The organism is Pedobacter sp. HDW13, from assembly GCF_011303555.1.
Taxonomy (GTDB): domain Bacteria; phylum Bacteroidota; class Bacteroidia; order Sphingobacteriales; family Sphingobacteriaceae; genus Pedobacter.
Genome location: NZ_CP049868.1, coordinates 4658767 through 4671644 on the forward strand (window position 1 = coordinate 4658767; position 12878 = coordinate 4671644).

Consider the following 12878-nt stretch of genomic DNA (forward strand, 5'->3'; position numbering starts at 1 on the left):
TTGAATGTTTTATGGAATCGGTGATTTTGGTGCATCATGCTATAAAACTTAAAAACTATGTTCAACTCTTCTATTAACGTATACAAAACCGAGTGGCTCGATCTTGTATTTGCAGACCGCAACAAAAATTATGGCGCTTATGATTTAAGAGCTAAATCTTCGTCGATTATGACCAGGGCTCTTTTCGTAGCCGGAAGCTTGTTTTTACTGTTGTGCTTTTCTCCTTTAATTTATGCCAAATTGTTTCCGAAGGATATTATTACTGATGGGGTGGGGAAAGTTATTCATATAACTCCGCCAGATCGCATTCATCAAATGAAAAAGGATGAGCCAAAGCCAGAAAAGAAACCTGAACCTGCAAAGGCCGATCCGGTTAAGGTTAAAACAGTTGCTTTGCCAAATAATATTGTTGTGGTAAATAAAGTAGATCTTCCCGATCCGCCAACGGTTGCAGAGATAGAAAAGGCAGTGATTAGCGATAAAACACAGGATGGTATTGTAAGCCCCGGGGCAGTTATTACCGACAATAAAGGTAATGGTGACGGGACAGGAACCGCTAAAGATGGTACTGGTACGGAATCAAATGAAGTTGTTGGTTTGAGTGGTGTAGATGAATATCCTGAATTTACGGGCGGAGCCAAAGCGTGGTCTAAATATATGGAACGTAATTTAAGGTATCCATCAAGAGCGCAGGATGAAAGTATAGGTGGAAAGGTTTTTGTAAGTTTTGTGGTAGAGAAAGATGGTTCGATTACAGATGTATCAGTAATTAAAGGAATTGGTTTTGGTTGCGATGAAGAAGCAATGAAAGTAATTAAAAAATCGCCGCTTTGGAAACCAGGCCGTAATAAAGGTGTGCCTGTAAGGGTAAGGTACAACATGGCCATCAATTTCCAGATTTCTAATTAAAATTTACCAGTGGAACGATGAAAAAGCACCTTTTAATATGGATGATTCTTTGCCTGATTTCGGGGCATTTGAGTGCCAAAGCGGTGCTGGTTGCGGATAGTGTTAAAGTACAAAGCATTAAACGGGCCAACGCCGATATCAAAAAAGGCAAGCTTAAATTCCTGATCCAGGGTGGTATTGCGCCAACGCGTGTTAAAGGGCAGGAAATATTTAAGCATAAATATGGCCTTGAGTATTATGATTTGGGTTGTGTTGGACCTTCGGATATTACCATTAAAGATTATAATAAGGTAATAGCTGCTTTCATGGATCGTAAATTCGGAAAGGGCTGGAGAAAAGAGGTGAGGAAGGATGTTAGAGGGATTTGAGTTATTAAGCTTGAGATGTGAGACCTGCGATATTAGATGTGAGATTTGAGAAAGAGGAGATGTGATAAAATTTCTGTTAACGCGCTTGTTTTTGGAAAAATGTGAGGTTGGGTAAATTGAAGCGGTTTGGGCGGTGCTCAGGCCGTTTTTTTGTCTATCGGGTCCGTCACCTGATTTCGTAGTCTGCGTCTCCACAAACCACAAGTAATCACTCATGGTTAGTTTTGGCTATGGCCGGTGAGGGCACAGGCCATAGAGTAAGATACGTCATCTCGAGCGAAGTGCAACGCAGCCGAGAGATCTACCTTGTTAGATTTCTCCATTTCGCTGCGCTTCAGTCGAAATGACGGCACGACAAATACTCCGCTCGAGATGACGAATATGTTTAAACAAAAATGGATGATGGTTTTTGCGCCATCATCCATTTTACATTAATTATTATGAGTTGTCAACTTTCTGGCCATTGTGCCATTAAAGTTGACAACTCTGGGCATACCATTTAAATTGATTACCCGTGGTTTTCGATCCACTTGCGGGCGTTTATAAAAGCTTCCATCCATGGCGAAACTTCGTCTTTTCTGCCTGCAGGGTAATTCGCCCAGTGCCATTGGAACAATGAACGTTCAATGTGCGGCATCATTACCAGGTGACGGCCAGTTTCATCGCACAACATTGCGGTGTTGTAATCCGATCCGTTCGGACTGGCCGGATAGGTTTCGTAAGCGTATTTGGCTACAATTTTGTATTGATCTTCTGCGTATGGTAAAGAGAATCTTCCTTCGCCATGCGATACCCAAACACCTAAAGTGCTGCCTGCAAGGCTTGATAACATTACCGAATTGTTTTCCTGTAAGGTTAGCGAAGTGAAAATACTTTCGTGTTTACCACTTTTGTTATGCAACATTTTAGGTTTATCGGCGTGGTCTTTATTAATTAAGCCGAGCTCAACAAATAACTGACAGCCGTTGCAAATACCTACCGATAATGTATCAGGACGGGCAAAGAATTTTTCTAAAGCAATTCTCGCTTTATCGTTATATAAAAATGCACCAGCCCAACCTTTTGCCGATCCTAAAACATCGGAGTTTGAGAAACCACCTACAGCACCTATAAACTGAATATCTTCTAAAGTTTCTCTACCAGTAATTAAATCGGTCATGTGTACATCTTTCACATCAAAACCAGCTAAGTACATGGCGTTTGCCAGTTCGCGTTCAGAGTTACTTCCTTTTTCGCGGATAATGGCGGCTTTTGGCCTTGGTTTGGTTTCGTCGATTGCTGGTTTCTTACCATCAAAAGTAAGCGGGAAACTGTAATTTAAAACGTGGTTTTTATAATTATCGTAACGTTCTTTAGCTAAACCAGCACCAGTTTGTCTGCTATCTAACAGGTACGAAGTTTTGAACCATACATCACGCAGGTGATCGATATCAAAACTAAAGCTATCGGCAGCATTTTTAACTTCCAGCGTAGCTGAACTACTTACTGTACCAATTTTATGGAAAGCAACACCGTTTTCAGTTAATGTGGCTTCTGCAGCAGCATCAGCTTGGAAAACTACAGCAATGTTTTCGGCAAAAAGCAATTTAATGCTATCCTGCTGTGCTAAAGCCGATAAATCAATCTGAGCACCTAATCCGCGGTCGGCAAAACACATTTCCAATAGGGTAGTAATTAAACCACCGCTACCAATATCGTGTCCGGCCTGGATTTGGCCCGCTTTAATTAATTGTTGTAAGGTGTTAAATGCATTTTTTAACTGAACTGCATCTTTAACATCAGGTGTTTCTGTACCTACTTTATTTAAAATCTGTGCGAAAGATGAACCGCCCAGTTTGTAACTATCGTTTGAAAGGTTGATGTAATAAATAGCACCGCCATCTTTTTGCAATACCGGTTCAACTACTTTGGTAATATCATCGCAGTTGGCACCTGCAGAAATAATCACTGTTCCGGGCGCAATAACATCGCCATTGGCATATTTCTGTTTCATTGATAAGGAATCTTTTCCGGTTGGGATGTTGATACCTAAATTGATTGCAAAATCAGAACAAGCTTTAACAGCTGAATATAACCTGGCGTCTTCGCCTTCATTTTTACAGGCCCACATCCAATTGGCAGAAAGCGAAACGCTTTTTAAACCATCTTTTAAAGGTGCCCAGACAATGTTCGAAAGCGATTCGGCAATGGCATTGCGGCTACCTGCAGCAGGATCAATCAAGGCCGAAACTGGTGCGTGACCAACTGAAGTGGCAATACCTTCTTTACCCTGAAAATCTAAAGCCATTACACCACAGTTGTTTAATGGCAGTTGCAACGGGCCAGCACATTGTTGTTTGGCTACTCGGCCACCCACACATCTATCAACCTTGTTGGTTAACCAATCTTTAGCTGCAACGGCTTCTAATTGAAGTACTTGCTCTAAATAAGTAGTTAATTGGGTAGCATCATAGTTAAGCGCACTATATTTGCGATCAACGGTGCTATCTTCCATTACAATTTTAGGCGAACTGCCAAACATGGCCGCCAACTCTAAATCCATTGGTTTTAAACCGGTAGTTGCCGATTTAAAGGTAAAACGGTGATCGCCGGTAACTTTACCTACAGTATACATTGGTGAACGTTCGCGGTCGGCAATTTTTTGCAGAGTTTCGATATGTTCGTTACCAATTACCAATCCCATTCTTTCCTGCGATTCGTTACCGATAATTTCTTTTGCTGAAAGGGTAGGATCGCCTACCGGAAGTTTATCGAGGTTAATTAAACCACCGGTTTCTTCAACCAGTTCTGATAAACAGTTTAAGTGACCACCAGCACCGTGATCGTGGATGGAGATAATCGGATTATGATCACTTTCTACCAAACCACGTACAGCGTTTGCAGCACGTTTTTGCATTTCGGGGTTTGATCTCTGGATGGCATTCAATTCTATACCACTTCCATGCTGACCAGTATCAGCGGATGAAACTGCTGCACCACCCATTCCGATTCTATAATTTTCGCCACCCAGGATTACGATATTATCGCCTTCCTGTGGCTTAAGTTTTTGTGCCTGACTTGCTTTACCATAGCCAATACCACCGGCAAGCATAATTACCTTATCAAAACCCAGGGTACGGTTATCTTCTTCGTGTTCGAAAGTTAAAACTGAACCTGTAATTAGTGGCTGCCCGAATTTATTTCCAAAATCGGTAGCACCATTGGATGCTTTGATCAGGATATCCATTGGGGTTTGGTATAGCCATTGTCTTTCTTCAACACCTTGTTCCCAGGGGCGGTTATCTTCTAAACGTGAAAGAGCCGTCATGTAAACTGCTGTTCCGGCTAAAGGTAAAGAACCTTGTCCACCAGCTAAACGGTCTCTGATTTCGCCACCTGAACCGGTTGCTGCGCCGTTAAATGGCTCGACAGTGGTTGGGAAATTATGTGTTTCTGCTTTTAAAGAGATTACTGAATCGAAATCGCTCAAAGCATAAAAATCAGGCTGATCGGCACGTTTAGGTGCAAATTGCTGAACTTTAGGGCCTTTAATAAAAGCAACGTTATCTTTATAGGCCGAAACAATATCGTTAGGGTTTTCTTCTGAAGTTTTGCGGATGAGCTTAAATAAAGAGGTAGGTTGCTCTACGCCATCAATAACGAATTTTCCGTTAAAGATTTTGTGACGGCAGTGCTCAGAATTCACCTGCGAGAAACCAAAGACTTCAGAATCGGTTAATGGTCTTTCTAATTTTTGCGCTAAAGCGTTTAGATATTCAACTTCTTCATCGCTTAAAGAAAGTCCTTCTTGTTTATTGTAAGCTGCAATATCAGTAATTTCTAAAATCGGCTCAGGCTTAATGTTAATGGTATAAACTTCCTGATCAATCTTATCATATTTTTGAGAAAGCATCGGGTCGTAATCAGCAAACGCTTCGTCAACCTGCTTAAATTCTTCGATCCTGATGATACCCTGCATGTCCATATTCTGGGTAATTTCTACTGCATTGGTACTCCATGGAGTAATCATAGCTGCCCGTGGTCCTACGAAAAAGCCTGTTAAAGCTGTTTCCTGTAAGATTTTGGCGCCGCCAAATAACCATTCGAGTTTAGTAATATCAGTTGTAGAAAGCGCTTTGTCTGTTTGTAAAACAAAAACCGCCTGCGATTGACTAAGGAAGAAATGAATCATGCTTTTTTTTTGAAGTCGCAAATTTAGCGTTTTTATATCGAAAAACTGGTGTAATATGGTGATTGAATGATAGAATTTTGAAGATAAAATGATTAAAGATGAATTATTGAAGGAGAGAATTATGGAATTATCGAATGAAGGAATTTTGAATGAGTGAATGATGGGATTTTGAACGAGTGAATTATTGAGTGATGGAGTTTGGGTGGGCGGTACCTTAATGAAAAGATTTTGATTAACTGATGGGTATATTTTGCAACTTTGCTGGTAATTCAATCATACACTCATTTACTTAATCATTATTTATGCTACGTATCCATCATATTGCCATTATTTGTGCTGATTACGAAAAATCGAAAAATTTTTACGTGAATAAGCTGGGATTTACCGTGCTGGCAGAAGTTTACAGGGCAGAACGCAAATCGTATAAGCTGGATCTGGCAGTGAATGGTGTTTATCAGATTGAGCTTTTTTCGTTCGAAAATCCACCCGCACGACCGTCGCGTCCGGAGGCACAGGGTTTGCGGCATCTGGCTTTTGAAGTTGAAGATATTGAAAAGGAGATTTCGCGGTTAAATGAACATGGTATTGTAACAGAGCCCATTCGCATTGATGAATTTACGGATAAACGTTTCACTTTTTTTGCCGATCCGGATGGTTTGCCTTTAGAATTGTATGAACGATAAATCTTTTTAAAATAAAACACTCCAAATGAAAAAAACGCTCTTGATTTGTGTATTAATTTATTCTTATATCAATACACAAGCGCAATCTCAAATTAAATACACTGCTAAAGTTGAAACCGGATATCATTTTATTTTTGCAAGGTTACTAAAGCATATGCCTGAAGATGGTGTGTCCTATCATCGGCCGCATGGGTTATCTGATGGAATAGATTTAAGTTTTGTTAATGGCATAAGTTTCAGAAATAACCTTAGGTTAGGTTTGGGTGTTTCGTATTTAGATTATAAGCAAATGGATGGTTATGCTATTTTTGGTGATCTCGAATATTTAACAGGAAAAAGGAAAGTTTCGCCCGTATTCAATATGAAAATTGGTAAAAGCTATGTTAATGATATCAGCGATAATACTTTTGTTGATTTTACAGGAGGGGTTGAATATAAAGTTGGGAAGAAACTGAGTTTGCAGTATAAAGTGGGGTTAAGATTCGTGCATCATTCAGCTTTTCTCCCTGTTAGGATTGGAGCAAGACTTTAGCTAAAGATGAGTATTTTTAAGTTCAAGCAATTTGAAGTCGATCAGACAGGTTGCGCGATGAAAATTAACACCGATGGGGTACTGCTTGGTGCAATGGTAGGCCATCAATCGCCCATGCGTATTTTGGATATTGGAACCGGCACAGGGGTAATTGCCCTGATGCTGGCACAGCGTTTTCCTGAGGCTTTTATACAAGCGGTAGAGATTGATGGAAAAGCTGCCGAAACTGCGGGGAGGAATTTTGGGGCTTCAGTTTTTAATGAACGGTTAAAAGTGCAGCATGTTGCTATTGAGGATTTTAATAGTGATGAAAAGTTTGATCTGATTGTTTCCAATCCACCTTTTTTTGTGAATGATTTAAAAAATCAAGAAGCAAGAAAAGGTATAGCCAGGCATGCTGGTGAGCAGTTTTTTTACGATTTAATAATTAAAGTAAATGAATTGTTAAGTGCTACTGGTATCTTTTGGTTTGTACTGCCTGTAAAACAAGCTGAACAATTAATAAGCAGTGGTATTCAATACGGTTTGTACTTGAACCAACAAATCGATTTACATTCTGATGAAACCAAACCTGCGTTTAGAAACATTGTTGGTTTAAGCAGGAGTAAAGTAGCTTTGGAGAGGGTGCGATTTAATATTTATCAGGCAGAAAAGGTTTATACACAGACTTATCAAAACTTATTGAAGCCTTATTTTTTAGGCTATTAGATATTTAATAGGAAATTTCTGCACTTATGGTTAGGTCTGTGAAATCTGGGGAGAGATTATCTAATGGTTCCCATTTATCAAAAAAGGTTAGACCATAAACATTAAGTTTTGGTCCTTCATTAGTAGATATTCCAATAAATGGACGATAACTTGTGATGTTGAAGGCTATCGATTCGTCGTTATAAGTTGTTTTGCTCATGTTTTCATCATTTCTGATCCATTCTACTGCGACAAAAAAATCGCCTTTGGGCACCATAATTTTGTACTGTTTTAGGTTAACAGTGATGTTGCGATTATTGAAGTTTTTTACTTCAATAATTTCATTGCACAAATCCTCTTTGGGCAATCCTGTATGGGTATCGGCAGAATAGATTCTGAGTTTAAATGAACATTGTTGCATGGATAAATAAGAGTGGCTTCGACTATCCGGGTATCTGGGGTTTTCTAATACCCATTTGTCGTTTAAAAATACCAGCTGACCTAATGTAATTGAATTGAGCATTCCTTCTGCTATGGTATTAAGCTTTTGGGCTACTTGTAAAAATGCAAAAGGTTGAAGCTGGTAAGACAATCCTAAGTAATGGTTAGATTCATTACGCTCGAAAATATTAAGCGTGACAGATTTACTGCCGGGTTTTTGCTGTATTTTTTTTGCTGTTGAGTTGTTTTTCGGACTCAGTAAAATTAACTTTTCATTGTTTAGATTCTTTAGGCAGATTTTTTTTGTGAAATAGTTCTGTTTTGTAATATATAACGTGTCTTGAATAAAGTCATTTTTGACGATCAAGTTAAGTGTTCCATCTTTATCTGCTAAATAGGTCGTTCTTTCGAATGGATTAGATATTAATGCGTTAGCTATTGGTTCCTTATTCAGGCTATCAATTATAGTAAAAGAGAATCTTTCAACGTGAGTGGTGTCATTTAACTGTGCATTTGACTTTATGGCCAGAAGAAGTAAGATGAGTGTTGTGCTTAATTTCATTTTTCGAAATAACTAACTGTAGCGGATAATGCTAATTCCATTTCGTGTTGGTTATTTTTTGCCAATGGTAAAGACTCCCATTGGTCGCCAATAAGCCTCCATTTTGTAGCTACTTTATCTTTTTTAGCTGCGTAAATTGAAAGCAGAGGCTCGTAATTCGTTTTATAAACAGGCATAATGGTAGTCCTATCTTGGTTTTTGTTTAATTGGGCAGGTTTGTTAACGAGCTCATGGCTTAATGCAATATTTTCGTTAAAAGGAATATAGAGCCACTCTACCATTACATAAAATTTTTGATGTGGAATGAAAATTTGTTTGGTGGCAAGCCCAACTTCAATCAAAGTTGCGCTATTGGTTAACTTAACCTCAATTTTGTCTTTATATAATAGTTTGCCAGGCTTTCCGGTTAGGGTATCTGCTTCCAGCAAATAAAGGTTAAAACGGACATTGTAGCTCTTAGTAATGATTTTTTCGTTTCCGAAATTTGAACGTGCAGTGGCTATTTGCTGTTGGTCAACTTCAATAGGGCTATAACGCCTGTTTTGCATAATATGGGCGAAAGTATTGCTTGGGGAGACAGTTAAATAGTCTTTGTAGATAAACCTACCCAACGTTATTTTTTCTAGTTTGGCATTGGCAATTTCTGAGGTAAAGAGTTTTGCTATTGGAAATGGGGAGATATAGGGCGAGATTTTTTTTCTGATTCGTGGGTTATAGCTGGCCTGAGCGTATTCAAAATAATTGATTATGACGTTTTTTTTTCTGCCTCCGGTAATGTTTACCTGATTAAGTGATAATATATTTTCCGGCAATATGATTTTGCTGTTTTGTTTAAAATCGATAGTTGCAATTTTCTTGCTCTCATATCCAACACTACTAAAGACTAGAGTATCGCTTAAGCCTCCTGATGATGTGATATTAAATTGACCTTTTTGATTGCTCGCAGTTTCTATATTTTCTATAATTAGTTTAACCGTAACCAGGGGTAAAATTCGTTTTTTGTCGTCGGTTATGGTACCTCTATAAATAACTTGCGCGAACAGGCTCTGAGTGGTTAGCGTAATAATAAATAGTAGTGAGAGGCGAAGTAATTTCATAGATTTAACACTAAAGTAATGGTTTTATGATAAAAGATATTATAGTTTATAAGCTTTGGTTGGAATAAATAAAAATAAACATCTTTTTTGCTTTGCCCATTACTGAGAATATGTCAATATAGTACAATTAACGCGACCTTTATTTGTAAGATATAGCAGTCTTTTTATTTCGGCTTTTAGGTTTAACTTTGAAAGCTATTGCTGGAGATTTCATACTTTATTGCTGTTATGTCTTGTGAATTAAGGGCACAATTAAGTTTACATAATGAAAAAAATAGGGTTAATTTCAGATACTCATGGTTTTTTAGATGATGCGGTTTTTAGGCACTTTGAAAGTGTAGATGAGATTTGGCATGCCGGCGATTTTGGTCCGGATGTAGCTGCGCCTTTGGCCGCTTTTAAACCTTTACGCGGTGTATTCGGAAATATAGATGATGCGACGATTAGAAATGAATTCCCTGAGAAAAATCGATTTAGCTGCGAAAGGGTAGATGTATGGATGACACATATCGGCGGATATCCGGGAAGATACTCGTCTTTGGTAAAGACTGAAATATACACTAACCCTCCAAAATTATTTATCACAGGACACTCGCATATTTTGAAAGTGATGTTCGATGAAAAGCTAAAATGTTTGCATATAAACCCCGGAGCAGCGGGAAAACACGGTTGGCACAAAGTGAGAACCCTGATCCGTTTTTGCATTACTGACGAAAATATTCATACCTTAGAGGTTATAGAATTATCGGGTAGGTAATGTAAAATATACACTAAGTATGGTTTGTGGCGTTAAAACACTAGGACAATTTATTATAGAGAAACAGGCAGATTTTCCCTATGCCAAAGGTGAACTTTCGAGGCTGCTGCGGGATATTGGTATTGCTGCAAAAATCGTTAACCGCGAAATTAACAAGGCGGGTTTGGTTGATATCCTGGGGGATATGGGCACAACCAATATTCAGGGTGAAGAGCAAAAGAAACTGGATGTTTATGCTGATGAACAGTTTATTGCTGCTTTAACGAGCGGGGGTGAATGTTGTATTGTAGCTACTGAGGAGGAGGATGAAATTATCCATATTGACTCTCCGGTTTCGCAAAATGCAAAATACATCGTGTGCATCGATCCGTTAGATGGTTCATCTAATACTGATGTGAATGTTGCTGTGGGTACTATTTTTTCGATTTACAGGAGAAAATCGGTAGAAGGCAGGGCCAGCTTAGCAGATGTGCTTCAAAAAGGTACTGAGCAGGTTGCTGCGGGTTATGTTATCTATGGTTCATCGACCATGCTCGTGTACACTACGGGTAAGGGAGTTAATGGTTTTACGCTCGATCCATCAATCGGTGAGTTCTGTCTTTCGCATCCTCAAATGAAAATACCCGAAACGGGTTATATGTATTCGGTAAACGAAGGTAACTATGTGCATTTTCCGGATGGGGTTAAAAAATACATCAAATATTGCCAGGTAGAAGATGAGGCTACCAAACGCCCTTACACCTCGCGTTATATTGGCTCAATGGTGGGCGATATTCACCGCAATTTAATCAAGGGCGGTATTTATATCTATCCTACCACTGCGCGCTCACCTAAAGGAAAACTGCGTTTATTATACGAGTGTAACCCTATGGCATTTATTATTGAACAGGCAGGAGGGAAGGCCAGCACAGGTTTCGACCGGATATTGGACATTCAGCCAACTGAATTGCACCAACGGGTACCTGTATTTATCGGGTCGAAAAATATGGTTGATAAAGCGGAAGAAATGATGTTTTTATATACTGCCAAATCAATTTCGCTTGAAACAAAGGTAGAAAATACCCTACAGGATCTGGGAGTGGTAGGTGGAATTGATTAGCTACCCTTAGCTCTTTCTACTTCAAATACGGTGTCGATAGCAAGATTTTGCTTGTCTTGTGAAGCAAAAACCGCTAAACGGTCGCAACGCTCATTCTCTGGGTGGTCGTTGTGACCTTTAATCCACACGAATTTCACTTTATGAAGTTTATAAAGTTCGAGAAAGCGAATCCAGAGGTCTTTGTTTTTCTTGTCTTTGAAATTTTTGGTTACCCAGCCAAATACCCATTTTTTTTCTACCGCATCTACCACATATTTAGAATCGGAGAAAACCGTAATCTGCTGGTTTAAGCTTTTAAGCGCTTCCAGACCCTTGATTACGGCAAGGAGTTCCATTCGGTTATTGGTGGTCATCCTGAAACCGCCGCTTAACTCTTTATAATGTTGCCCAGCCCTTAAAATAGTACCCCAGCCACCGGGTCCGGGGTTTCCGCTTGCTGCTCCGTCTGTGTAAATTTCGATCATAAACGCTGTAAAGTTATGTTTTTAGCATCAAAATAGCTTGTCTTATCTGTTGCTGAAATTTTTTTTTAAATTCAAATAATTGAATGTTAAGGAATTAAAAATTTGTTGTGAAAACTTTAGAAAAAATATTTGCAGGGAATGTTAAAAGTCGTACTTTTGTGACATCAAAAAACGGTGGCTGTAGCTCAGTTGGTTAGAGTATTGGTTTGTGGTGCCGAGGGTCGTGGGTTCGAGCCCCATCAGCCACCCCGATTTTTAAAAGCAGTTCTGAAAAGAGCTGCTTTTTTTGTTTAAAATGGTTTTCAATCTTTCAGGCAATTAATGGATCAAGCGGAAAAGTTGGGGGGATATCTTTTAGGCATATATTTTCGATAATCTGAATAAGAAGAATTTAACATCCCTTACACCTCTCGATGTTGCTCTAAAGGCTTTGACCTTGGCATTGAAAGATTCTGCAGCAGCATTCGTAGCCCTGTTAATAAAGAAATTAAGGATATGTAGGTAATGCGATTGAATTGATCTGGGATCAAGCGGTTTTAGGTAAATTATATTTCGGGCTTCCATTTTAACATTCTTCATATATAAATACATCAACTTAAGTGTTACGAAGTACATATAGTTGTTTTTTGTGCACTACAATCCCACTTTAAATAAATATAGAAAACCAGAGATCCTTTAAAGTTAAATACATGTTAAGATGACGTTTTATCTTGATGTAATGATAATTTAATATTAAATTTATCATATCTTAACTTTGCGCCATGAAATTCCCGCTATACCTTTATTACGAGTTAATCGTGCGGTTATCAGAGTACAGGCCAGATATCGGCGAATATCATTCCATATTTGCTGCAGAATCGACTGTTCTGCTTAAAACAGACCAAGGCACGCTGGAGGTCCCATGCGAGTTATTGTTCAGGCAATTCAATGATCCTGATAAGATATCAAAAGAAGAGATCCGTCAGCTGGCAAAACAATTTCAGATAGAAAATAAAATAAGAAATCTTGCCGGATAAGGCTTAAAATAATTACAAAGATCCGGAAACCACCCCGGATCTTTGCCACTAAACTAAGCTGTAACCAAATATATGATGTGCTAAAGTTAGTA

At 38.8% G+C, this 12878-nt stretch carries 12 protein-coding genes, 1 tRNA gene and 1 pseudogene; 9 read left to right on the forward strand and 5 right to left on the reverse strand.

The features are described 5' to 3' along the window. Window positions 1-57 precede the first annotated feature (57 nt). Both G7074_RS19745 and G7074_RS19750 read left to right on the forward strand, forming a co-directional pair. Window positions 58-909 carry an energy transducer TonB gene (locus G7074_RS19745; RefSeq protein WP_124559734.1) on the forward strand — a complete coding sequence of 284 codons (852 nt, stop codon included), beginning with the start codon at window positions 58-60 and terminating at the stop codon, window positions 907-909. A 17-nt stretch (window positions 910-926) separates the two neighbouring features. Further along, on the forward strand, window positions 927-1277 hold the full coding sequence (locus G7074_RS19750) for a hypothetical protein (RefSeq protein ID WP_166210765.1): 351 nt from the start codon (window positions 927-929) through the stop codon (window positions 1275-1277). 508 nt (window positions 1278-1785) lie between these two features. On the opposite strand, the gene purL is transcribed toward G7074_RS19750, so the two are convergent. Beyond that, the gene (purL, locus tag G7074_RS19755; protein WP_255456816.1) at window positions 1786-5484 is read right to left on the reverse strand and encodes a phosphoribosylformylglycinamidine synthase; all 3699 of its coding nucleotides are present in this window, start codon (window positions 5482-5484) and stop codon (window positions 1786-1788) included. Between the two features lie 266 nt (window positions 5485-5750). Between purL and G7074_RS19760 the strand changes: the two genes are divergently transcribed. The 3 genes from G7074_RS19760 to G7074_RS19770 are packed head-to-tail and all read left to right on the forward strand — an operon-like array spanning window position 5751 to window position 7371. After that, window positions 5751-6131 carry a VOC family protein gene (locus G7074_RS19760; protein WP_124559737.1) on the forward strand — a complete coding sequence of 127 codons (381 nt, stop codon included), beginning with the start codon at window positions 5751-5753 and terminating at the stop codon, window positions 6129-6131. 25 nt (window positions 6132-6156) lie between these two features. After that, a complete protein-coding gene (locus tag G7074_RS19765) occupies window positions 6157-6663 on the forward strand; it encodes a hypothetical protein (RefSeq protein ID WP_124559738.1) in 507 nt (168 codons plus the stop codon). A gap of 57 nt (window positions 6664-6720) precedes the next feature. Beyond that, window positions 6721-7371: a tRNA1(Val) (adenine(37)-N6)-methyltransferase gene (locus G7074_RS19770; protein WP_240916361.1), complete on the forward strand. Its 651-nt coding sequence runs from the start codon at window positions 6721-6723 to the stop codon at window positions 7369-7371. A 4-nt stretch (window positions 7372-7375) separates the two neighbouring features. Here G7074_RS19770 and G7074_RS19775 read toward each other — a convergent pair whose 3' ends face one another. Together G7074_RS19775 and G7074_RS19780 are read right to left on the reverse strand one after the other, a co-directional pair. Continuing rightward, window positions 7376-8353 carry a hypothetical protein gene (locus G7074_RS19775; protein ID WP_166210774.1) on the reverse strand — a complete coding sequence of 326 codons (978 nt, stop codon included), beginning with the start codon at window positions 8351-8353 and terminating at the stop codon, window positions 7376-7378. Further along, window positions 8350-9450, reverse strand: coding sequence for a carboxypeptidase-like regulatory domain-containing protein (locus G7074_RS19780; protein WP_166210777.1), 1101 nt, complete (start codon window positions 9448-9450; stop codon window positions 8350-8352). Before G7074_RS19780 ends, G7074_RS19775 begins: the two co-directional genes overlap by 4 nt. Window positions 9451-9715: 265 nt before the next feature. On the opposite strand from G7074_RS19780, the gene G7074_RS19785 reads away from it, so the two are divergent. Both G7074_RS19785 and fbp read left to right on the forward strand, forming a co-directional pair. Further along, complete coding sequence (locus G7074_RS19785; RefSeq protein WP_166210780.1) at window positions 9716-10207, forward strand: metallophosphoesterase; 492 nt, start codon at window positions 9716-9718, stop codon at window positions 10205-10207. Between the two features lie 19 nt (window positions 10208-10226). Continuing rightward, on the forward strand, window positions 10227-11306 hold the full coding sequence (fbp, locus tag G7074_RS19790) for a class 1 fructose-bisphosphatase (RefSeq protein ID WP_166210783.1): 1080 nt from the start codon (window positions 10227-10229) through the stop codon (window positions 11304-11306). On the opposite strand, the gene rnhA is transcribed toward fbp, so the two are convergent. Further along, window positions 11303-11770, reverse strand: a complete 468-nt coding sequence (gene rnhA / locus G7074_RS19795; RefSeq protein ID WP_166210786.1) for a ribonuclease HI — start codon at window positions 11768-11770, stop codon at window positions 11303-11305. The two genes, fbp and rnhA, sit on opposite strands and share 4 nt — an antisense overlap. 174 nt (window positions 11771-11944) lie before the next feature. Between rnhA and G7074_RS19800 the strand changes: the two genes are divergently transcribed. Continuing rightward, window positions 11945-12018 (forward strand) — tRNA-His (locus G7074_RS19800). Window positions 12019-12124: 106 nt separating this feature from the next. Here the strand turns inward: G7074_RS19800 and G7074_RS19805 are convergent. After that, a pseudogene (locus G7074_RS19805) lies at window positions 12125-12292 on the reverse strand (transposase); the annotation flags it as partial. Between the two features lie 239 nt (window positions 12293-12531). Here G7074_RS19805 and G7074_RS19810 point away from each other — a divergent pair. Beyond that, the gene (locus G7074_RS19810) at window positions 12532-12786 is read left to right on the forward strand and encodes a hypothetical protein (RefSeq protein WP_166210788.1); all 255 of its coding nucleotides are present in this window, start codon (window positions 12532-12534) and stop codon (window positions 12784-12786) included. Window positions 12787-12878 lie beyond the last annotated feature (92 nt).